At 71.4% G+C, this 20,841-nt stretch carries 18 protein-coding genes; 6 read left to right on the forward strand and 12 right to left on the reverse strand.

Annotated elements, in window-relative coordinates; translation table 11 throughout:
- Positions 1 to 59: 59 nt before the first annotated feature.
- From KSO98_RS09200 to KSO98_RS09220, 5 genes are all read right to left on the reverse strand, one after another.
- Complete coding sequence (locus KSO98_RS09200; protein ID WP_225285084.1) at positions 60 to 1,187, reverse strand: DegT/DnrJ/EryC1/StrS family aminotransferase; 1,128 nt, start codon at positions 1,185 to 1,187, stop codon at positions 60 to 62.
- Positions 1,184 to 2,206 (reverse strand): NAD-dependent epimerase/dehydratase family protein, encoded by a 1,023-nt coding sequence (locus KSO98_RS09205; protein ID WP_225285085.1) that lies wholly within the window; start codon positions 2,204 to 2,206, stop codon positions 1,184 to 1,186. The genes KSO98_RS09200 and KSO98_RS09205 overlap by 4 nt, the downstream gene beginning before the upstream one ends.
- On the reverse strand, positions 2,203 to 3,279 hold the full coding sequence (locus KSO98_RS09210) for a Gfo/Idh/MocA family protein (protein WP_225285087.1): 1,077 nt from the start codon (positions 3,277 to 3,279) through the stop codon (positions 2,203 to 2,205). Before KSO98_RS09210 ends, KSO98_RS09205 begins: the two co-directional genes overlap by 4 nt.
- A 71-nt stretch (positions 3,280 to 3,350) precedes the next feature.
- Positions 3,351 to 7,451 carry a DUF4082 domain-containing protein gene (locus tag KSO98_RS09215; RefSeq protein WP_225285088.1) on the reverse strand — a complete coding sequence of 1,367 codons (4,101 nt, stop codon included), beginning with the start codon at positions 7,449 to 7,451 and terminating at the stop codon, positions 3,351 to 3,353.
- A 30-nt stretch (positions 7,452 to 7,481) separates the two neighbouring features.
- A complete protein-coding gene (locus KSO98_RS09220; protein ID WP_225285090.1) occupies positions 7,482 to 8,357 on the reverse strand; it encodes a glycosyltransferase family 2 protein in 876 nt (291 codons plus the stop codon).
- A 119-nt stretch (positions 8,358 to 8,476) separates the two neighbouring features.
- Here KSO98_RS09220 and KSO98_RS09225 point away from each other — a divergent pair, with 119 nt between their 5' ends.
- The 4 genes from KSO98_RS09225 to KSO98_RS09240 are packed head-to-tail and all read left to right on the forward strand — an operon-like array spanning position 8,477 to position 11,953.
- The gene (locus tag KSO98_RS09225) at positions 8,477 to 9,616 is read left to right on the forward strand and encodes an LCP family protein (protein WP_225285092.1); all 1,140 of its coding nucleotides are present in this window, start codon (positions 8,477 to 8,479) and stop codon (positions 9,614 to 9,616) included.
- A gap of 27 nt (positions 9,617 to 9,643) precedes the next feature.
- Positions 9,644 to 10,309 (forward strand): hypothetical protein, encoded by a 666-nt coding sequence (locus KSO98_RS09230; protein WP_225285096.1) that lies wholly within the window; start codon positions 9,644 to 9,646, stop codon positions 10,307 to 10,309.
- Complete coding sequence (locus tag KSO98_RS09235) at positions 10,302 to 11,405, forward strand: TolB family protein (RefSeq protein WP_225285098.1); 1,104 nt, start codon at positions 10,302 to 10,304, stop codon at positions 11,403 to 11,405. Before KSO98_RS09230 ends, KSO98_RS09235 begins: the two co-directional genes overlap by 8 nt.
- Positions 11,402 to 11,953, forward strand: a complete 552-nt coding sequence (locus KSO98_RS09240) for an acyltransferase (RefSeq protein WP_308012750.1) — start codon at positions 11,402 to 11,404, stop codon at positions 11,951 to 11,953. The genes KSO98_RS09235 and KSO98_RS09240 overlap by 4 nt, the downstream gene beginning before the upstream one ends.
- 121 nt (positions 11,954 to 12,074) lie before the next feature.
- On the opposite strand, the gene KSO98_RS09245 is transcribed toward KSO98_RS09240, so the two are convergent.
- The 3 genes from KSO98_RS09245 to KSO98_RS18870 form a co-directional block, all read right to left on the reverse strand.
- On the reverse strand, positions 12,075 to 12,728 hold the full coding sequence (locus KSO98_RS09245) for a sugar transferase (RefSeq protein WP_225285099.1): 654 nt from the start codon (positions 12,726 to 12,728) through the stop codon (positions 12,075 to 12,077).
- 95 nt (positions 12,729 to 12,823) lie between these two features.
- Complete coding sequence (locus tag KSO98_RS09250) at positions 12,824 to 13,537, reverse strand: LuxR C-terminal-related transcriptional regulator (protein ID WP_225285100.1); 714 nt, start codon at positions 13,535 to 13,537, stop codon at positions 12,824 to 12,826.
- Complete coding sequence (locus KSO98_RS18870) at positions 13,515 to 14,921, reverse strand: sensor histidine kinase (RefSeq protein WP_225285102.1); 1,407 nt, start codon at positions 14,919 to 14,921, stop codon at positions 13,515 to 13,517. The genes KSO98_RS09250 and KSO98_RS18870 overlap by 23 nt, the downstream gene beginning before the upstream one ends.
- A gap of 459 nt (positions 14,922 to 15,380) precedes the next feature.
- Between KSO98_RS18870 and KSO98_RS09260 the strand changes: the two genes are divergently transcribed.
- Complete coding sequence (locus KSO98_RS09260; RefSeq protein WP_225285107.1) at positions 15,381 to 16,097, forward strand: helix-turn-helix transcriptional regulator; 717 nt, start codon at positions 15,381 to 15,383, stop codon at positions 16,095 to 16,097.
- Here KSO98_RS09260 and pth read toward each other — a convergent pair.
- From pth to glmU, 4 genes are all read right to left on the reverse strand, one after another.
- Entirely contained in the window at positions 16,087 to 16,668 is a 582-nt protein-coding gene (pth, locus tag KSO98_RS09265; RefSeq protein ID WP_225285110.1) for an aminoacyl-tRNA hydrolase, read from the reverse strand. The genes KSO98_RS09260 and pth overlap by 11 nt on opposite strands.
- 7 nt (positions 16,669 to 16,675) lie before the next feature.
- On the reverse strand, positions 16,676 to 17,302 hold the full coding sequence (locus KSO98_RS09270; protein ID WP_225285112.1) for a 50S ribosomal protein L25/general stress protein Ctc: 627 nt from the start codon (positions 17,300 to 17,302) through the stop codon (positions 16,676 to 16,678).
- 230 nt (positions 17,303 to 17,532) lie between these two features.
- Positions 17,533 to 18,516: a ribose-phosphate diphosphokinase gene (locus KSO98_RS09275; protein WP_225285113.1), complete on the reverse strand. Its 984-nt coding sequence runs from the start codon at positions 18,514 to 18,516 to the stop codon at positions 17,533 to 17,535.
- Positions 18,517 to 18,561: 45 nt separating this feature from the next.
- Positions 18,562 to 20,082, reverse strand: coding sequence for a bifunctional UDP-N-acetylglucosamine diphosphorylase/glucosamine-1-phosphate N-acetyltransferase GlmU (gene glmU, locus KSO98_RS09280; RefSeq protein WP_225285114.1), 1,521 nt, complete (start codon positions 20,080 to 20,082; stop codon positions 18,562 to 18,564).
- Between the two features lie 59 nt (positions 20,083 to 20,141).
- Here glmU and KSO98_RS09285 point away from each other — a divergent pair, with 59 nt between their 5' ends.
- Complete coding sequence (locus KSO98_RS09285; RefSeq protein ID WP_225285115.1) at positions 20,142 to 20,834, forward strand: GntR family transcriptional regulator; 693 nt, start codon at positions 20,142 to 20,144, stop codon at positions 20,832 to 20,834.
- Positions 20,835 to 20,841 lie beyond the last annotated feature (7 nt).

Raw genomic sequence — 20,841 nt, forward strand, 5'->3', positions numbered from 1 at the left:
TCGCTTCACTCCGTGGGCCGACGGGGCACGATGACCGCCGCATCGGACGGTTCGCTCGCTCATCGCGACTCCTCCCGCAGCACGTCGATCACCCGGGCCTGCTCGGACTCGGAGAGCTCGTGGAAGAGCGGCAGGATGACGGTGGTGTCGGTGAGCCGCTCGGTCACCGGCAGGTCCGCGCTCGAGCCGCGGTACGGCGGCTGCCGGTGGGCGGCCATGATGCCCCGGCGCGCGGACACCTCAGCCTCGGCGAGCGCTGTCATGAGCTGCTCGCGATCGAGCGGGTAGGCGGCGCCGACCTCGACCCAGAAGGACTGGAAGTTGCCCGTGCCCCAGGGCGGGTCGGCGACGGCGCGCAGGCCGTCGATCTCGTCGATCGCCTTGGCGTAGACAGCGGCCAGCTCGCGACGGCGCGCGACGGCCTCCGGCAGCCGGCCGAGCTGGACCAGCCCGACGGCGGCCTGCAGATCCGTCATCCGGTAGTTGAACCCGATCTCGCCGTACTCCTCCGGCGGGGCCAGGACGCTGCCGTGCCGGTCGGCGGCCGAGACGCTCATTGCGTGCTCGCGCAGTCGGCGGGCGCGGGCGGCCCAGTCCGGGCGGGAGGTGGTGAGCATGCCGCCCTCGCCGGTGGTGAGGATCTTGCGCGGGTGGAAGGACCAGGCCGCGATCTCGGCGCCCGCTCCGACGGGGCGGCCGCGGTAGGTCGAGCCGGCACCGCAGGCGGCGTCCTCGATCACCACGATCCCGAGCGGGTCGCACACGTCGCGGATCGCCTGGAGGTCGACGGGCACGCCGCCCTGGTCGACCGCGACCACCGCCGTCGTGGCCGGGGTCAGCGCCGCCCGTACGGTCGCGGCGGTGAGGTTGCCGGTGACCGGGTCGACGTCGGCGAAGACGGGCCGCGCGCCGACGTAGGTGGGCGCGTTGGCGGTGGCGATGAAGGAGAAGGACGGGACCACGACGTCCTGGTCGCGACCGACGCCGGCGACGACGAGCGCGAGGTGGAGGGCGCTGGTGCACGACGAGGTAGCGACCGCGTGCGCAGACCCCATCGCGGTCGCGAAGGCCCCCTCGAAGGCGGCCACCCGCGGGCCCTGGGCGACCCAGCCGGAGCGCAGCACGTCCGCGACCGCGGCGACCTCCTCCTCACCGAGCCACGGCTGCATCACGTTGACGCGACTCATGACGCCACCGCCTCGGCCCGGGCGTCGGCGGAGGTACGGCCTGCGGCGATCTCGGCCCGAAGCGGCCGCCACCACTCGACGAGAAGCCGCAGGCCGTCCTCCAGTCCGATGGTCGGCTCCCAGCCGAGGTCGCGGCGCGCGGCCGTGATGTCCGCGAGCCGCCGGGTGACGCCGTTGACCGCACGCTCGGGCCCGTGCTCGACGCCGAGACCCTCGGCGCCCATGACCCGCAGCAGCGCCTCGGCCAACCCGAGGAGCGAGGTCTCGGTGCCGCTGGCGATGTTGTAGACGCCCTCGGTCAGGGGGCCGCTCGCGGCCAGGATGTTGGCGCGGGCGATGTCGGGCACGCAGACGAAGTCCATCGTCTGGAGGCCGTCGCCGAGGATCAGCGGTGGCCTGCCGTCGGCGATCCGCTCCATCCAGCGCACCAGCACCTCGGTGTAGAGGCCGTGCACATCCATCCGCGGCCCGTAGACGTTGAAGTAGCGCAGCCCGACGTAGTCGAGCCCGGTCATCGCCCGGAAGCTGCGCACCAGCCCCTCGTTGAAGGACTTGGCCGCGCCGTAGAGCGTGTCGTTGTGGTGATGGTGGTGCTGCTCGGGCGTCGGGAACTCCTCGGCCAGGCCGTAGACCGAGGCCGAGGAGGCGTACACGAGCTTGCCGACCTTGGCGGCGGCCGCCGCCTCGACGACGTTGAACGTGCCGTCGACCAGCACCTCCAGGGCCAGCCGCGGCTCCTCGGCGCACTGGGTGATCCGGATCGCGGCCTGGTGCAGGACGAGGTCTTTGCCGCGGGTGAGGTCGTGCACCAGATCGCGGTCGCCGATGTCGCCGGTGACCAGGTCGGCCCGGCCGGTGGCGAGTGCGTCATCGAGGTTCGCGCGGCGGCCGCGGACCAGGTTGTCGAGGACGTCGACGTGCCCGGCGCCGGCGGCGAGCAGCTGGTCGACGATGGTGGAGCCGATCGTGCCGGCTCCCCCGGTCACCAGCACCTGCGCGCCCTGCAGCGGCGCGCTCATTGGACGATCTCCAGCACCGGAGCGGGGGCGGCGACCTCGACGAGCGCGCCATGGGCCCGCAGGCTCGTCTGGGCCGCCTCGAGCACCGACAGCACCCGCAGCCCGGCGTCGCCGTCGGTCGCGGGATCGCGATGCTCGCGGATCGCCGCGGCGTACTCGCGCACCATCTCGCCGAGCGCCTCGCGCTCGGGCAGCGCAGGCGCCCAGGTGTCGCCGAGGCGGTAGTTGATCGAGGCCGTACGGCGATCGGCGCTGTCCACGCTCTGCTGGATGAGGTCGACGCCGCGGTCGAAGACGCTGAGCCGCTGCTGCGGGTTGAGGTCGTCCCAGACCAGGGTCCGCTTCGACCCGCCGATCACCATCTGGCGGATCTTGGTGGGGCTGAGCCAGTTGACGTGGACGTGGGCCATCGCGCCGCCCGCGAGCGGAAGGGTGAGGTAGCCGAGGCAGGACTTGCCGGCGCTGAGCGGGTCACCGCCCTGCGCGGAGACGCCCACCGGCTGCAGCCCGCCCGGGAGCACGTAGTCGAGGATCGAGAGGTCGTGCGGCGCCAGGTCCCAGAAGACGTCGACGTCGGGCTGGACCAGGCCGAGGTTGATCCGCACCGAGTCGACGAAGAGGATCTCCCCGAGCGATCCGTCCTCGACCAGCTCGCGGATCCGCTGTACGGCCGGGGTGTAGCAGAACGTGTGGTCGGTCATCAGGACCAGGCCGCTGTGGCGGGCGAGCTCCACCATGGCCCGGCCGGCCTCGACGCCGTCGGCGAGCGGCTTCTCCACCAGCACGTGCTTGCCGGCACGGAGCGCCTGCTCGGCGAGTGCGCGGTGCGTACGGGCGGGGGTGGCGATCGCGACGGCGGCGACGTCGTCGCGGGCCAGCACGGCGGCGAGGTCGCCGGTCACCTCGATCTCGCTCTGGGCGCCGACCACCTCCCGCGCGCGCTCGGTGTCGAGGTCGCACACCGCGACCAGGTCCCACTCGGGGCTGGCGCGGAAGTTGCGGATGAGGTTCGGGCCCCAGTAGCCGGCGCCGATCACGGCCACGCCCAACGGGGCGCTTGTCTCTGCGGTCATGACCTCATCGAATCGATCGGCGGGCGGCTTCGGGGGTGCTCCGGACGGCTATCCCCTCTATTGGGGAGTGCTCAGAGCAGGCCGGTGGTGAAGGTCCAGCTGGTCGTCGGCAGGGTGGCTCCAGCCGTCGAGGTGGCGCCCGTGATCGTCACCGTGTAGCTCGTGAACGAGCTCAGCCGCGAGCTCGGGGTGAAGGTCAACGTGCTGCCCGATCGGACGCTCGTCCCGGTCACGGTGGTCGTGCCGCGCTTGAGGCTGATCGTGCCGCCGGCGAGCGTCGCCGACAGGGTCGCGGCCGGCTTGACCGAGCGGCTCACGTTGCTCGCGCCCGAGGCGGGCGTACGGGAGGTGATCGTCAGGGGCGGCGGTGTCGCGGACGGTGTGGCCGACGGTGACACGGTGACGCTCGGTGACGCGCTCGCCGTGGCTGTCGGCGTGGCCGACGCGGACGCCGATGCCGAGGGCGACGGCGACGGCGCGACCCCGCCCGCGGTGTACGCGACGTCGACGAAGTAGTTCGTCGCCTGGTAGGTCGAGGTCGGGAAGCCGCCCCCTGCCCCGTAGAGATAGCGCCCGTTGCTTCCAGCCGGGGCCGTCAGCCCGCCCGCCGTGTAGTCGGAGGCGAAGTAGTTCGGCGTGTTCGCGTAGTGGCCCAGCGGCGCGAGGTACGACACGACGTACGTGGTCCCGGCGGTGACCGAGACGGGTGTCGAGAGGGTCGCGGTCTGCCAGCCCTGGCTGCTCTCGCCGGTGAACGTCACGCTCGCCAGCAGGGCACCGCTCGCGGACCACAGGTGCCCGACGTGGGTGCCGTCGTTGCCACTTCCCTTGTAGAAGCCGATGCCGCTGACGACGCCGTCCTTCGCCGGGACGAAGGCCGTCCCGAGCTCCACCGCGGCGCTGTCGTCGGTCGAGGCATACTGCGGCACCTGGCCGGGGAAGAGCGTGAGCCCCGTCGAGCCGGTCGAGCCCGTCGGCGTGAAGACCAGGTCGACGAGGTAGCTGTTGGACGTGGCCGTGGTCGGGAAGGCGGCGCCGTAGGAGTAGGCGCCCGCGGTGGAGGTGACGTGCAGTGGCCCGTACGACAGGTCGGAGGCGGCGAACGCGTTCGGCGTCGCGGAGTAGTTGCCGACCTCGGTGCGGTAGGACGCCACGTACGTGGTGTTCTTCGCGATGCTGACCGGTTGGCTGAAGGTCAGCGTGGCCCAGCCCGACGACGGCTCGTTGGTGAAGGTGCCCTCGGCCAGCTTCACGCCGCCGGCCGACCACAGCGTGCCGGTGTGGGTGCCGGTGTTGTTCGGGCCCTTGTAGAACCGGATGCCGGTGACGGCTCCGGCGGTGTCCGCGCTGAAGGAGACGCCGAGGGTCACCTGGTTGGTGTCCACCGCCTCGAGGAGGGTCGGCGTCGTGCTGTCGGAGAAGAGGCTGCACGGGCACACTCCCGGCGGACTCTGCGGCACCGCGGTGGTGAAGGACCAGCTCTTCCCTGCGCTCAGGGCGACCCCGGTCGGGTCGGTGGCGGCGAGCGTGACCGTGTACTTCGTCGCGCCGGCCAGCGCGGCCGAGGGGGTGAACGTCACGGTGCGACTGGTGCTGTCGTAGGTGGTGGTGCCGGCCACCGAGGCGCCGGCGGCGTCCTTGACGCTGACGCTCACGCTGGAGGCGACGACCGCCCTGGAGAACGTGGCGCGGATCGTGGTCGACGGCGGGACCGAGGCGGCGTCGGCCGCCGGCCACTGGCTGCCGGCGCTCAGCGGCGCGGAGTCGGTGGTGGTGAAGAGCGCGTCGACGTAGTACTGGCTGCCCTCGTAGTTGGATTGCGGGTACTTCCCCGCGAGGGCGTAGACCCCGGCCGGGGCCGCGCCGAAGCCACCGGCGACCTGCAACGGCGGCGCGAGGAGCGGGGCCTCGTTGAAGGCCCAGTACTGGTAGGCGTAGTGCCCGTTGGGCGCGGTGTAGGAGACCGTGTACGTCTGGCCCGCCGAGACCGGGATCCCGGCGCCGAAGGTGGCCTGCTGCCAGCCGGTCGCGGTCTCGTTGGCGAAGGTCACCGAGCCGAGCCGCTGGCCCGAGCTGTCCCACAGGGAGCCGACGTGCGTGCCGGTGTTGCCGGTGCCCTTGTAGAACCGCACGCCGCTGATGAAGCCGTCGCTCTGCGGGGTGAAGCGCAGGCCGAGCTCGACCGCGGAGCCGTCGGAGGTGTCAGCGGGGGCCGAGGGTCCGGTGACCGACGTCCAGGTGGTGGGCAGGGGGGTGGCGCCGAAGATGCTGCACGGGCAGGCCACCGCGAACGAGCGGCTCACGGCCGTGCCGATGTTGGCGCTGTCGTCGACCGCGCGCACCTGTACGGGCACCGTTCCCGACCCGTGCTGGGTGTAGGTGAAGCTCCACGACGAGGTGCCCTGCGCGGGGTGCCAGCTCGTGCCGCCGTCGAGGGAGTACTCCACCCCTGCCACGACGCCCGCGACCCCCGAGCCCGACGGATCGCTCGCGCTGCCGCTGACCGTGACGCGGGTGCCGTTGGCGATCGCGGTCCCGGCTGCCGGCGAGCTGATCGTGACCGTCGGCGCGGTGACGTCGGCGGACTTGCTGGCGGCGCTCAGCCCGCTCATCAGGGTCGTCGGCTGCACGCCCATGTCGGCCAGCACGTTGACCTGCGCCTGCTGCATCCGGCTGTCCGCCGGCGCGTAGGCGTACGGCGTGTCGTGGTCGTCGTCGAGACCCCACGCCCACTGCACCGAACCGGCGCTGAAGACCAGGGCCCCGCTCGGCGCCTTGTAGAGCGTGAGCGAGTGGGTGGTCGTCGCGGAGGTGGTGTTCAGGCCGTAGTCGGTCATGTAGTTCGAGACCTGACCGGTGGTGGTCGACAGGTCGATCAGCCCGGCCGGCCGGAAGCCGTTGTCCTGGTCCTCGTCGGACTCGTAGCCGACGGTGTGCGGCGCGAGCGACGTCGAGGCCCCACTCATCGAGGACAGCCCGGTGTTGCGCCACAGCCGCAGACTCCCCTGGGCCCGGGTGACCGTGAGGGGCAGATCGGTGTAGTTGGACATGAAGGTGGTGCCGCTCAGCGCGTTCTCCGGACGCCCGCCGCCCTGTGACGTCGGGGCGTAGCGCGGGTCGCGCCAGGTCGACGTCGACTCCGGCGAGGGGTCGATCTTGGCCTGGGCCCAGGCCTCCTTGTACGTGACGAGCGTGCGGTACGGCGTGTGGCCCGCGTCGATCGAGGTCTCGTACCGGGTGCGCCAGTAGACCTCGTTGCCGGAGAGGAACTGCAGGTTGACCCCCGCATCGCGCGCGGCCTCCACGTTGGCCCGTTGGGCACCGCTCCAGTACTCGTCGTGGCCGACCGACAAGAAGACCTGGTGGTTCTTGAGCAGGCTGCCGTAGCGGTCGGTGTCGACGCCGGAGATGTAGCTGAGGTCGTACCCGTTGCGCTCCAGGAACCGGATCGCGGGGTACTCGTTGGCCATCAGGAAGTCCTGGCCGCCGGGCGAGAGCCGCGCCAGCATCGGCCGGTTGTAGCTGACCTTGTAGGCGCGTCCGTGGGCGCCGCCCTGATAGAAGTCGGATCCGCCGTAGGTGTTGTAGGCCTCCCACGTGGGATCGGAGGTCTGGAAGACGACCGCGGAGTGACTGGCGTCGTTGCGCACGATGAAGGTGATGTTGCTGTCGTCGCCGTTGTCGACTCGCTCCAGGTGGGCGATGTAGACGCCGGAGACCGCGGTGGACGGCACCGCCCAGGAGGCGGAGAGCCCCCAGTTGCCGCAGTCGGTCAGCTCGGTGGTCGAGTCGGTGATGCACGGCGGCTGGGTCTGCGGCAGCGTGGCCGACGGCGTGATCGTGGTGATCTGGCGCGCGCCGTCGCCGCCGTACCAGCCCATCCGGAGGATCGTGATCCCGTACGCCCTGGCGTCGGTGTCGATCTTGAACCCGATCGTCGAGCCGGCATTGACGCTGATGTCGGTGGAGAAGCCCTGGATGTCGCTGTCGCCGGCGCCGGTGATCTCCCACTCGCTCTCCGGTGTGCCGGGCTTGGAGTTCTCGCACGCCACGGGGTTGCCGCCGGAGCCGCACGGGTCGGCGGCCGCGCTCGGCGGCGCGACGCTGAGCGCCGCGAGGAACATCCCGGTCAGGACCAGCACCAGGACCGCGGCCAGGTGCCGCCCGCGCATCCACGTCATCCTCATGATCATCTCGGCTCCTCAGCCTGCGAAGCGATCGGTGAGTCGCGAGCTCTCGTCGCGCAGCCAGGCCGGCGCGACACCGCGCCGCTCGGCCCGTCGGGTCAGGTTCCAGGCCAGCCCTCGCGCCACCAGCGCGGTCACGAGGAACAGCGGGATCAGCGGCACCAGCCGCGCGTCGCGGCGTCCGACCGCGGCCAGCGCCCGCACGGACGTGCCGGACGCGGGCGAGCGCAGGCCGAGCCGGTCGGCCTCGCGGTTGCCGGCCGCCACCCGGATGCGCCGGCGGATCAGGTCACCGGCCGTGCGCGGCGCTCGGATGGTCACCACCGCCTCGCGTACGATCCGGCGCTCGCCCGGGGTGAAGGCCTCGGAGATCGCCAGGTCGTCGCTCAGCACGGGCGGCAGCAGGTCGACGCGCCGCTGCCCCTCGGGCGACAGGGCGATGACCCCGCGGCCGTAGAGTCCGTCGCGCACGCCGGGCAACCGCTCCCACACGCGGTAGTAGCCGCGCACCCACCACGAGGACCCGGTGGTCTGGAGGTGGCGGCCGGGAGCGGTGGCGAGGACCCCCGGCTCCTCGAGCGCCTGCACCAGGCGCAGCACGTCGGCGCCCGAGATCGCGCAGTCGGCGTCGAGGTGCACGCGTGGCAGGTGACCCCCCGTACGGGCTCCGGCGGCGAGCGCCGCGGCCTTGGACGGCGTGTCGAGCTCGACGACGCGGACTCCGGCGAAGGTGCCCGCGATCGCGGCGGTGGCGTCGTGGCAGCCGTTGGCCACCACGACCACCTGGAGCGTGCCGGCCGGCACCCCGCTCAGCAGGGAGCGCAACGTGTGGCCGATCAGAGCGGCCTCGTCGTGCGCAGGGATGATGACATGCACCGTTGGCGTCGCCATATGACCGTCCTACGACCCGCCGCGCCACCCGCCGCCGGTGGTGCGGAGCGCTCACCACAATTGAGTACGGTGCCCGCACTCCTGGGTCGGGACGGCCGATCGTGCGGTCGGATCGACTCATGAGCAGCACCACGGAGCGCGAGCCGGGGACGGCGCTGGAGGACCTCCTCACCGCCGACTCCCCGACCGACGGCTCCGCTCCCGAGCAGGCACCCGCGCCCGCACGGCGGCGCAGGCGGCGCAGCCCCTTGAAGCGGGTCATCCTGTGGCTGTTGGCCTGCGGGATGTTCCTGGCCGCGGTGCCGCTGACCGTGGCGCTCTACGTCGGCTGGCGCCTCGACCACAACATGCACCGGATCGACGGCGTCTTCAACGGGCTCACCAACCGTCCCGTGAAGGCGGCCGGCGCCGGCGGCGCTGTCGACATCCTGCTGCTCGGCACCGACCTGCGCTCGGACGTGCCGACGACCGGCACGGACGGCTCCGCACCGGCCTGGGTGCCGGGGGCGGACCGCGCGGACACGATGATGCTTCTGCACATCGCCGCTGACCGGCGCAGCGCTTCGGTGATCTCCATCCCGCGCGACTCGTGGGTCCCCATTCCCGGGCACGGCAACGCCAAGATCAATGCGGCGCTCTCCTACGGCGGACCGTCGCTCGCGGTCGAGACCGTCGAGCAGCTCACCGGCGTGCATGTCGATCACCTCGCGGTCATCGACTGGTCGGGCTTCATCGCCCTCACCGACGCCGTCGGCGGCGTCGACGTCGACATCCCGGCCACGGTGCACGACTCGGCGCGCAACATCACCTGGACGGCCGGACGCCACCACCTCGACGGCGCGCACGCGCTGCTCTACCTGCGCCAGCGCTACGGACTCCCCGGCGGGGACCTCGACCGCGTCGCCCGCCAGCAGGCCTTCCTGCGCACCCTGATGAGCGACAGCCTGCACCAGGAGATGCGCAAGGACCCGACGATGCTCTACGACTTCCTCGACACCATCACCAAGCACGTCAGCGTCGACTCGGACTGGTCGACGACGAGCATGGCGAAGCTGCTGGTATCGATGCGCAACATGCGCTCGCTCGACATCGGCTACCTCACCGCCCCGATCGCCGGGTTCGGGCGCGAGGGCGCGCAGGACGTCGTACGGCTGGCACCCGCCGCCGACGCCGACCTGTGGGAGGCGGTCCGCGCGGACCGGATGCCGCAGTGGTCGGCGATCCACTGGGCCGACCTGACCCCCGACGTCGTGGACTGAGTGGGAGCCGAGATGCCGATCCGCCGCATGGCTGCCCTCCTCCTCGCCGGGCTCCTCCTCGGAGTCGTCTCCTGGTCGCTCGCCCGCGCCGGTGGCGCGGAGAGTGCCGACCCCACCCCGACGCCTCGGAGCGCCCCCCAGACTGCGCCGGGTGCCGGCGGGACCACCCCCGATGTGGGCTCGCCGGCGCCCGGCGCTTCCAGCCCCGGCCGCCCCGGACATGCCGCACGGGGCGGCCGGCACGTGACCAGCGAGATCCTGCCGTCGCCGTCGTCGGCGCCCAGCCGGGCGACGGGTCTCCCCGGCCTGAAGGCGCACTCGACGACCGCGCCGCTGGTACCCCGCCCGCTGCCCCGGCCTGCCTCAGGCACCGGCACGCTCGCGGTCGGGTTCCCCGGCGTCCTGATGCCGCCGGATCGCGACACCATCGCGGTGAGCAGCGTCACCGGCTCCGACGGTGTCCTCCAGGCCAGCCTCACCGCGAGCTGCCGGCGCCCGTGCGACCCGCTACGCCGCTACCGGGTGCGCCTGGCCGCCCGCGGCTTCGCCGAGATCGCGGTGCCGAGCGTGGAGAACAGGCCCACCGCCGCGCTGCAGCGCGGCAGCGACAGCGTCACGGTGAGCCTCACCAGCGACGAGGGCAGCAAGAAGGTGGAGTACGCCCTCCTCGCCGTGCTCCACGCCGGTGGCTGAGGTGCGCGCGCCACGGGTCCGGACGGCGCGGCCCTCGAGCCCGCTGCGCCTCGCGCTGAGCGCGGTCGTCGTCGCGGCGATCGCAGGGGCCACCGCGTACGGCCTCGACGCCTGGCAGCACCCGCCTGCCGGCGGCACCCGCGCCGCCGCAGTCCCGGTCAGCGCCCAGGGCGCCGGACGGATCGCCGGAGCAGTCGCCGACCGCTCCGTCATCGAGGCCGCACCCCGGATCGTCTTCCGTCACACCGGCCTCGACGCGCGCTACGGCCAGGTCGCCGAGGTCGCGCTCGCCGACCCCGCCGGCCCGCGCGCGTTCACCGGCGTCGACTGCGACCGGGTCTACGCCCGCCCCGGCGTCGCCACCTGCCTGCGGACGCAGACGGGGGTGAGCACGAGCTATCAGGCCGACGACCTGGTCACCACACCCGGCGCGGACTGGCGCCAGACCGTCTCGGTGCCGCTGCCGGGCATCCCCAGCCGTACGCGCCTCTCCCCCGACGGCACGCTGGCCGCCTCGACCGTGTTCGTCACCGGCGACTCGTACATGACCACCGGGTTCTCCGCGCGGACCATCATCCGCCACGCGGGGAGCACGAGCGTCGACGACCTCGAGAAGTTCCTGATCGTGATGCACGGCCGGCAGGTGCGCCCGCGCGACCGCAACATCTGGGGCGTCACCTTCGCCCCCGACGACCGCACCTTCTACGTCACGCTGGCCACCGGCGGGCGGACCTATCTCGCGCGGGGCGACCTCGCGGCCCGGACCATCACCACGATCGCCGACCACGTCGAGTGCCCGTCGTTGTCGCCCGACGGCACCCGGATCGCCTTCAAGCAGGCGCGGACCGATCGTGCGCGCGGCAGCTGGTGGACGCCTGCGGTTCTCGACCTGGCCACCGGCCGGAGGACCGTCCTCACCGCTGAGACCCACACTGTCGACGACCAGATCGAGTGGCTCGACGACCACACCCTCCTCTACGGGCTGGCGCGGGAGAACCAGGGTGGCGTCGACGACGTCTGGGCCCTGAACGCCGCCGGTCACGGTGCGCCCCGCGTCCTCATCCCGGATGCCTGGTCGCCGGCGGTGATCCGGTGAGCGCGCCCCGGATCGAGCCCTCCGCGGACGTCGACCCGCGCGCCATGATCGGCGACGACACCCTGGTCTGGCACCTGGCACAGCTGCGCGAGGACGTCCGGGTCGGGCGCGAGTGCGTCATCGGACGCGGCGCCTACCTCGGCCCCGGGGTCGTCGTGGGCGACCGCTGCAAGATCCAGAACCACGCGCTCGTGTACGAGCCGGCCGTCCTCGGAGACGGTGTCTTCGTCGGGCCGGCCGTCGTCTTCACCAACGACCTCCTCCCCCGCGCGGTCACCCCGGACGGGCGGCTGAAGGACGGCTCCGACTGGGAGGCCGTCGCGGTCACGGTCCTCGAGGGCGCGAGCATCGGCGCCCGGGCGGTCTGCGTCGCCCCGGTCACCATCGGTCGCTGGGCCCTCGTCGCCGCCGGCTCGGTCGTCATCCACGACGTCCCCGACTTCGCCCTCGTCGCCGGTGTCCCCGCCCGCCAGATCGGCTGGGTCGACAGGACCGGCAACCGGACCGACGCCCCACCGCCGGACGACGGGTCCGTCACCGTCGCGTGAGGTTCGCCCACGCCACCGCGACGCGATGGCGCTCGGGATCGGGGTGGTGTCGACGAGGCACTGCGGCGCGAGGCCTGCCCGAGCGCCGCCCAGGGACCGGGCGACGCCGCTCCGCAACCTCCTAGTAGGCCCCGCTGTGCCCGAGGACCGCCCTGGCCGTACGGGCGAGGATCCGCGCGTCGAGCGCGAGCGACCAGTGGTCGACGTAGTCGAGGTCGAGCCGGATCGCATCGTCCCAGGCCAGGTCGGAGCGCCCGGAGACCTGCCACAGCCCCGTCATGCCCGGCACGACCTGGAGCCGGCGCCGGGCCTCACGGTCGTACCGCTCGACCTCGGCGAAGAGCGCCGGGCGCGGCCCCACCAGGGCCATCTGCCCGCGGATCACGTTGACGAGCTGCGGGAGCTCATCGAGGGAGTAGCGCCGCAACAGGCGTCCGACCCGGGTGATCCGCGGGTCCTGGCGACTCTTGAACAGCACCCCGTCGCAGTCGTTGCACACCTCGTCACGGTGCGCCTCGGCGTCGGCGGCCATGGTGCGGAACTTCAGCATCGTGAACGCCCGTCCATCGCGCCCGACCCGCACCTGCCGGAAGATCACCGGACCGCCCGAGTCGAGCCTGATCGCGATCGCGATGAGGAGCAGCAGCGGCACGATGAGCAGTCCGCCGAGGACTGCCGCGGCCGGCTCCCACACCCGCTTGAGCACCCGCTGCAGCCCGTGTCGGCTGCGCACGCGGTGCGCCGGGGTGGTCGCGATGGTGGTCAGTACCGTCATGGTGAGATTCCCCTTTCCGACGAGGGCCAGTCCAGCGGATCCGGTCCTCGCGAGGGCCGCGCAGCCCCCGGGCTTGCCCCAAACTGGGGATGGGCTCAGCGCGACGAGCGCGGCGTGCCGGGCTCGGCGGCGGGATGCCAGCCGACGTGGTGCGCGAGACCGACCGCCGCGATCTGCGACGTCACCTCGAGCTTGGCCAGGATCGCCTTCACCTGGGTGCGCACGGTCGCCTCCGAGACCACGCTCGCCGCGGCGATGTCGTGCACCGTCATCCCCTCCATCAGGCGCCCGAGCACCTGCGACTCACGCGGCGTGAGCCGGTCGATCTTGGCCTGGAGCTCGGCGAGCTCGGCGTTGCGCTGATGCCACAGCCGCAGCAACGACTCGCGCTCCTCGACCTCCATGACGGGCTGGCCGTTCCCGAGCCGGCGCACGACCGCGAGGATCTCGTTGAGCGGATTCGACTTCGACCGTACGGTGCGCGCGCCGTAGCGCAACGCCTCGCCCCACCGGACCTTGTCGGGATTGGCGGTCACCACCACGACGTTGATGCCGGCGGTGGCCAACGGCCCGACGAACCGCAACCCGTCGCCGAAGTGGCCCAGGTCCAGATCCAGCAGGACGATCCGCGGTGCCTGCCGGATCACCGACGCGAGGATCGAGCTCGGCGTGGTGCCGTTGAGCGGCAGCTCGACCCGCTTCACGTCGTACCCCTCGACCGACAGGGCGAGCTCGAGGGACTCCGCGAAGAGGACGTGGTCCTCGATGATGACGACCTTGATCTGGCTACGCGATGTGGGCTGAGTCATCGTCATCTCGTCGAGCTCGGGGGAAGCGGGCCACGAACGTCGCCCCGCGGGCGGCGGCATCGTCACGCAGGGTCAGGTGGCCTCCGTGGCGCCTGGTCAGGTCCTGTGCGATGTGGAGACCGATGCCTTGTCCACTCGATCGCGGTCCGCGCGCGCCCCATTCGAAGAGGTGCGAGCGCACCTCCGGGGAGACACCCGGGCCGTCGTCGGCGACGGCGACCTCGATCGCATCCGCGACCGTCTGCACCGTGACGGAGGTGTCGCTGCGTCCGTGCTTGGCCGCGTTGTCCAGCAGGATGTTGAGCACCTCCGCGACCTGGTCCGGCTCGCCCGCGACCCGGGCCCCGCTGGGCAGCCAGTTCACCCGGTTGCCGCGGGCCTCATGGGCCAGTACGAGGTTGCCGATCGTCGCGTCGAGGTCGACCTCGACGGGCACGGTACGACGCGCCTCCTCGGCACGGGCCGACGGCTCGTTGAGCAGTCGCTGCAGCCGTCCGAGCTCGGCATGGATCATGTCCTGGAGCAGCGTTCTGCGCGCTGCGCCGATGGTGTGGTCCTCATGCAACAGCCGGGTGGCCGAGGCCAGCCCCGCGATCGTGGAGTTGATCTCGTGGATCCGGGCGCGGTCCTGGCGCAGCCCGGCCTCAAGCTCGTCGACCCGCAGCTGGAGCCGGTCACGGTCGTCGTTGCCGACACCGATCGTCAGTCGCAGCATGGCCACGGCGGCGGCGGAGAGGAAGACCGCGCCGGCGAGGTCGGAGCTGAGGGTGATGAGGCTGCCGGTGACCGTGGCGGGGTGCCCGGCCAGGAAGGCGGACAGGTGGGCCAGCGCGTAGAGGAAGAGCGCGGCTCCCAGCCGGCTGCTCGCCCAGCGAGGCACGTCGGGCAATAGCCAGAGCAGCAGCACCGTCGGGACCACCACCGCGAGGAAGCCGAGGACCGCGGTCGGACGGCTCACCCAGACGGGGTCCAGATCGGGCAGCAGGACGATGCTCGCCAACCGTCCCAGGCCGAGGATCAGCCCCGCGCCCAGCCCGATCAGGACCGGGTCGCCCAAGAGTGACCGCTGTCCCGCGGAGGTGACGAGCCACCCGATGACGAGCATCGTGAGGAAGTCGAACGGCACCATCCACAGGTTCTCGTTGAAGGCGCGGTCGATGGTGGCGAGTTGCAGACCGGCCATGATGACCGCCTGCACCGCGAGGGTCGCGGTGCTGGCGGCGAGCCAGGCCAGCTGACGCTGGCCGCTGAGTCGCCAGGCGACATAGAGACAGACGGTCGCCACCACGGCCGAAGGGCCGCGGACCAGGCCGTCGAGACTCGCCGCAGCGGCCAACCGGTTCGGCTGGTCCGTGGAGAGCCATGCTAAGGAGAGGATCGGCACTGCTGCGACTGCAAGCAACAGCAGAGTGCACCGACCATTCCAATAGTGTCGGATATTCGAATTATTCATCGTGCCCCCGATAACAAAGACCAGGTGCGCAGCTGAGCAAACGTCCCCCCACGCCCCGAGAGCGCCCAGACCGGCGTCGCCGGTGCGTATGTCTGGCCACCTTGTTGTGCCCTGACGACGCTACGAGCATCGCTGCTGGCGTCCCCAACAGAAGGGACGCTATACCGCAATTTGGCGACATTAGGCGAATAGGATGAAATTTGGATCTTCTGTCGAGAACGCAACTTTAGGCCGATTGTCCTGGGCGCCTGTCCAAGAAATTTCGGGCTTACCCCAATATAGGGAGAAAGCCTTCTCCCCTCCCTCGCCCGCCGGCGGATCGCGAGGATTGAGGTCGAGGATGGGCCGATGGGGCGGGCCGTCGCAGGCGACGACGACGCGGGGTACGGGATGGCTTCCACTCATCACGACGAGCAGGACGTCCAGGTGCACGCCGTCGTCGCCGCCGAGCAGTCGCTGATCGTCGAGGCGGTCTGCACCGCCCTGGGCAGCAGCGGGCTCGAGAGCGACCGCGAGCCCTGGCCGGGCGTCCTGCCCTCGCCGCGCGGCCATCATGCCGAGGCTCGGCACACGGCCGGCCTGTTGGTCTGCGACCTCAAGGACTGGCGTCAGATCCGCGCGAGCGGGCTGGTGCTGCGTCGGCGCTCGATCCCGTGGGCCGTGCTCACCAGCGCGGTGCCCGGCCCGGCCTGGGGCGCCGTCTACGACCACGGCGCCCGGGTGGTGCTCTCCGCGCAGACACCTCTCGATCAGGTGGTGAGGACACTGACCACTCTCGCTCTCAACCCCACGGCGAGCGAGCTCGACGAGGACCCGGAACAGCGCCAGCGCTTCCAGACCCAGTGGCGACACCTGTGTGAGCGGCGCGCCGAGCTCAGCAGCCGGGCACGCGCCCTGACCCCGCGCGAGCGCGAGGTGCTGATGCTGCTCTACGAGGGCGCGATGATCACCGAGATCGCGGCCCTGCTGCAGGTCTCGCCCTCCACCGTGCGCAGCCAGGTCAAGGCCGTGCGCCAGAAGCTCGGCGTGACCTCGCAGCTCGCCGCGGTGGCGGCGTACGGCTCCCTGATCGAGCCCGACCTGGGTCGGGCCCTGGTCACGAGTTGAAGCGCTGCTGCGCCTTCTCGAGGCCCTCGTTGATGAGGCACTCGATCGCATCGGCAGCCGTGTCGACCTGGAACGGCAGCACCTTGCGCTCGGCGGTGGAGTAGTTCGACAGCACGAAGTCGGCGACGTCCTGGCGACCGGGCGGGCGGCCGATGCCGACGCGCACGCGGTAGAAGTCGCCGGTGCCCAGCGACGAGCGCATCGACTTGAGGCCGTTGTGACCGTTGTCGCCGCCGCCGAGCTTGAGCCGCATCGTGTCGAAGGCGATGTCGAGCTCGTCGTGCACGGCGATGATGTGGTCCGGCTCGATCTTGAAGAAGGACGCGACCGCCTTGACCGGCCCGCCCACCTCGTTCATGTACGAGGACGGGCGGCACAGGACGACGCGAGGGCCGCCTGGAGTCAGGCGGCCCTCGACGGTGTCGGAGCGCCCGGACTTGTGGCGCTTCCACGCACCACGCATCCGGGTGGCCAGCTCGTCGTTGACGAGGTAGCCGATGTTGTGACGATGACCCGCGTAGGTCGGACCGGGGTTGCCCAGACCGACGACCAGCCAGGTCTCGTCACTCATGGGTGGATCAGTCCTCGGTGCTCTCAGGAGCGTCGTGCACGATACCGGCCTCGGCCTCGGCGGAGGCCAGGTCGGCCTCGGCCTGGGCAGCGGTCGGGGCAGCGGCGATGTGCACGATGACCGAGTCGGCGTCGGCGGCCAGGGTGGTGCCCTCCGGCAGGGTGATGGCACCGGCGGTGACGTTCTCGCCGGCCTCCAGGCCCTCGATGGAGACCTCGAGCGACTCGGGCACGTGGATGGCCTCGGCCTCGACGGTGAGGGTGGTGTGCTCGAGCGTCACGATCGTGCCCGCGGCAGCCTCACCGGTGGTGACGACCGGGATGTCGACGGTGACCTTCTCGCCCGCGACGACGGCGACGAAGTCGATGTGCTCGATCTGGCGGCGCAGGTTGTCGACCTGGACGGCCTTGGTCAGCGCGAGCTGGACCTTGCCGTCGATGCTGAGCTCGAGGAGCGCGTTGAGGCCGTGGTGGCGCAGCGCCATCATGGTCTCGTGGCCCGGGAGGGACACGTGGATCGGGTCGTTGCCGTGGCCGTAGATGACGGCGGGGATGCGGCCGGCGGCACGCGTACGGCGGGCGAAGCCCTTGCCGAACTCGGTGCGCAGCTCTGCGGTGATCTTCTCGGTGCTCATGGGTGCCTCCTCGGCAATCGTGTGAATACGGCTGCCAAGGCCCAGTCGATAACGGAGACAAGCTCCCTCGCCGAGGCAACGCCGCTCATCCTAAGGGCGGTCGCATCTTCTCCGAAATCAGCGTCGTCTCCGCGGGTGCGGCCGTACGGGGCCACCGCGGAGGCGGCCTGGGGCGGAGCGGACGGTCGTGTGGCGTGCGACGCCGCGGACGCTCCGCCGGGCGGTGTCGATCAGGCGTGACCGTCGAACATGGAGGTGACCGACCCGTCCTCGAAGACCTCGCGGATGGCGCGGGCCAGCATCGGGGCGATCGAGAGCGTGGTCAGCTTGTCGAACTGCTTCTCGGCGGGGATCGGCAGCGTGTTGGTCACGATGACCTCCATCGCCGCGCTGTTCTTGAGCCGGTCGACGGCCGGGTCGGAGAGGATCGCGTGGGTGGCACAGATGATCACGCCGGCGGCGCCCTCGGCCATGATCGCGTCGGCGGCCTTCACGATCGTGCCGCCGGTGTCGATCATGTCGTCCGTCAGGACGCAGATCTTGCCCTTGACCTCACCGACGACCCGGTTGGCGACGACCTCGTTGGCGATGTCGGTGCGGCGGGTCTTGTGGATGAACGCCAGCGGCACGCCGCCGAGCTTGGCCGCCCAGCGCTCTGCGACCTTGATCCGGCCGGCGTCCGGGGAGACGACGGCGAGCTCCTGGTCGCCGTACTTCTCCTTGATGTAGTCCGTGAGGACCGGCAGCGCCATCAGGTGGTCGACGGGACCGTCGAAGTAGCCCTGGAGCTGGTCGGCGTGCAGGTCGATGGAGATGATCCGGTCGGCGCCGGCCGTCTTGAAGAGGTCGGCGACCAGGCGGGCCGAGATCGGCTCGCGGCCACGGTGCTTCTTGTCCTGGCGCGAGTAGCCCCAGAACGGCATCACGACCGTGATCCGCTTGGCCGAGGCGCGCTTGAGCGCGTCGACCATGATCAGGTGCTCCATGATCCAGTTGTTGATCGGGCTGGTGTGGCTCTGGATCACGAAGGCGTCCGCGCCGCGGACCGACTCCTCGTAGCGCACATAGGTCTCGCCGTTGGCGAAGTCGTACGCGCTCGTCGGGACCAGGGTCGCGCCGAGGTGCGTCGCCACCTCCTCGGCCAGCTCGGGGTGCGCTCGACCGCTGAACACCATCAGGTGCTTCTCAGTCGTCTTCTTGATGTCGGTGGTCACGAGCGCCGCTCCCGTGTTCGCTGGTCCGCCAGAGGTGGTGGTACGTCAGGATTCTGACCTACGGGAGTCCGCCGCCCCAACCCCAGGACCGCCGGTGTGAGACTCCTCATGTTCACCGGACGTTTGCGCACCGGCGACCAGGACACCTTCGGCTGCCGCGCGGGCGGCCGCCTCGGCCATCGCCGTGCCTGCGCGTCGGGTCTGTGCCCAGTCCTCGATGACCCGCTGGGGTCCGGCCGACATCGCCATCGCGCCCGGCGGGACGTCCTGGCGGATCAGCGAGCCGGCTCCGGTGCCGGCGCCGTCCCCGACGGTCACCGGGGCCACGAAGGTCACGTTGGAGCCGGAGCGCACGTGCGCGCCGATCGTGGTGTGGTGCTTCTTCACCCCGTCGTAGTTGGCGAAGATGGTGCCGGCCCCGATGTTGCTCATCTCGCCGATCGTCGCGTCGCCCACGTAGGACAGGTGCGGCACCTTGGCACCCTCGCCGATCTCGGCGTTCTTGGTCTCGACGAAGCCGCCGATCTTGCCGCGCGCGCCCAGGACGGTGCCGGGGCGCAGGTGCGCGAACGGACCGACGTCGGCGCCGTCGCCGATGACGGAGAGCGTCGCCTGCGTGCGTACGACGTGGGCGCCCGCGCCGACCTCGCAGTCGGTGAGCGTGACGTCGGGCCCGATCAGCGCGTCCTCGCCGATCGAGGTGGCGCCGAGGAGCTGCACGTCGGGCAGGATCGTGACGTCCTGGCCGAGGTCGACGTCGACGTGGATCCAGGTGCTCGCGGGGTCGATCACCGTGACGCCCGCGCGCATCCACCGCTCGACGATGCGCCGGTTGAGCTCGCGGCCGAGCGCGGCGAGCTGGACCCGGTCGTTGGCACCCTCGGTCTGGATCCGGTCGGCGAGCAGATAGCCGCCCGTACGGACGCCGTCGGCGGCGGCGAGCTTCACCGCGTCGGTGAGGTAGTACTCCGCGCTGGCGTTGGCATTGCCCAGGCGTGGGAGCGCGCTGGCCAGGAAGTCCAGGTCGAAGGCGAGGATGCCGGAGTTGATCTCCGCGATCGCACGCTCCTCGGCGCTGGCGTCCTTCTCCTCGACGATCGCTCGTACGTCGCCGCCCTCGCCGCGCACGATCCGGCCGTAGCCGGTCGGGTCGGGCACCTCGGCGGTGAGGATCGAGACGGAGCGGTTCGCCTCGCGGTGGTGCTCCATGAACCAGACCAGCGTCTCCCCGGTGAGCAGCGGGGTGTCGGCGGTCAGCACGAGCACGTCGCCGCTCGTGGCGCCGGACGCGGCCAGGCCGACACGGGCGGCGTGGCCGGTGCCGAGCTGCTCCTCCTGGACCGCGATCGCGATGCCGGTGTGGTGCTGCTCGAGGTGACCGATGACCTGCTCGCGGGCGTGCCCGACGACCGCGACGACGCGGTCGGGTTGGAGGGCCTCGACGGCGGTCAGGACGTGGCCGACCATGCTGCGCCCTCCGATGGTGTGCAGCACCTTGGGCGTCTTGGACTTCATCCGCTTCCCATTGCCGGCGGCCAGGACGATCACGGTGAGCTCGCGGGTCATAGGGGCGAGCCTAGGCGAATCTCCATAATGCGTTCCGCCGCGTTGGCTACATTGTTCCTATGGCACGCACCACGCAATGGGACTCACTGAGCAGTCAGATTCGCGACGCCCTGCGTACGGACATCCTCAGCGCAGCCTGGTCCCCCGGGACCAAGCTCCAGGTCGCCCAGCTCTCCAAGCGGTACGAGACCAGCACGACCGTGGTGCGCGAGGCGCTCACCCGCCTGGCCGGCGAGCAGCTGGTGACCCTCATCCCCAACCGTGGCTTCTTCGTCGCCGAGCTCACCCTCGACGAGCTGCGGGACCTCACCGAGTTCCGCTGCCGGATCGAGGGGTTCGGCATCGCGCTGGCCATCGAGCGCGGCGACCTCGCCTGGGAGTCCGAGCTGATCGCGGCACACCACATGCTCGAGCGCACCCCGCGGCGCCGCCCCGACGACCCGCACCACATCTCCCCCGAGTGGATGTCGGCGCACCAGGCCTTCCACGCCAAGCTTCTCGAGCCATGCCAGATCGACGCGCTCACCGACCTCGCCGCGACGCTGGCCGACGCCACCGTGCTGTATCGGCAGTGGACGGCGCCGTCGCAGGCCGCCGAGCAGCGTGACATCGAGGCCGAGCACGCCGCGATCCTTCAGGCTGCGCTCGACCGCGACCCTGTGCTCGCCGAGCAGCGGCTGCGGGCGCACTACACCGGCACGGTCGAGGTCATCGCCCGCGCGCTGGACGCCTCCGAGACCGAGGCCGTCTGAGCCGGTC

The organism is Nocardioides nematodiphilus, assembly GCF_020216525.1.
Classification (GTDB): domain Bacteria; phylum Actinomycetota; class Actinomycetes; order Propionibacteriales; family Nocardioidaceae; genus Nocardioides; species Nocardioides nematodiphilus.

Excerpts from the sequence above, each read along its gene's own strand:
- KSO98_RS09200 (WP_225285084.1), bottom strand. The coding sequence starts at position 1,187 with ATGAGTCGCGTCAACGTGATGCAGCCGTGGCTCGGTGAGGAGGAGGTC.
- KSO98_RS09205 (WP_225285085.1), bottom strand. The coding sequence starts at position 2,206 with ATGAGCGCGCCGCTGCAGGGCGCGCAGGTGCTGGTGACCGGGGGAGCC.
- KSO98_RS09210 (WP_225285087.1), bottom strand. The coding sequence starts at position 3,279 with ATGACCGCAGAGACAAGCGCCCCGTTGGGCGTGGCCGTGATCGGCGCC.
- KSO98_RS09215 (WP_225285088.1), bottom strand. The coding sequence starts at position 7,451 with ATGCGCGGGCGGCACCTGGCCGCGGTCCTGGTGCTGGTCCTGACCGGG.
- KSO98_RS09220 (WP_225285090.1), bottom strand. The coding sequence starts at position 8,357 with ATGGCGACGCCAACGGTGCATGTCATCATCCCTGCGCACGACGAGGCC.
- KSO98_RS09225 (WP_225285092.1), top strand. The coding sequence starts at position 8,477 with ATGAGCAGCACCACGGAGCGCGAGCCGGGGACGGCGCTGGAGGACCTC.
- KSO98_RS09230 (WP_225285096.1), top strand. The coding sequence starts at position 9,644 with ATGGCTGCCCTCCTCCTCGCCGGGCTCCTCCTCGGAGTCGTCTCCTGG.
- KSO98_RS09245 (WP_225285099.1), bottom strand. The coding sequence starts at position 12,728 with ATGACGGTACTGACCACCATCGCGACCACCCCGGCGCACCGCGTGCGC.
- KSO98_RS09250 (WP_225285100.1), bottom strand. The coding sequence starts at position 13,537 with ATGACTCAGCCCACATCGCGTAGCCAGATCAAGGTCGTCATCATCGAG.
- KSO98_RS09260 (WP_225285107.1), top strand. The coding sequence starts at position 15,381 with ATGGCTTCCACTCATCACGACGAGCAGGACGTCCAGGTGCACGCCGTC.
- pth (WP_225285110.1), bottom strand. The coding sequence starts at position 16,668 with ATGAGTGACGAGACCTGGCTGGTCGTCGGTCTGGGCAACCCCGGTCCG.
- KSO98_RS09270 (WP_225285112.1), bottom strand. The coding sequence starts at position 17,302 with ATGAGCACCGAGAAGATCACCGCAGAGCTGCGCACCGAGTTCGGCAAG.
- glmU (WP_225285114.1), bottom strand. The coding sequence starts at position 20,082 with ATGACCCGCGAGCTCACCGTGATCGTCCTGGCCGCCGGCAATGGGAAG.
- KSO98_RS09285 (WP_225285115.1), top strand. The coding sequence starts at position 20,142 with ATGGCACGCACCACGCAATGGGACTCACTGAGCAGTCAGATTCGCGAC.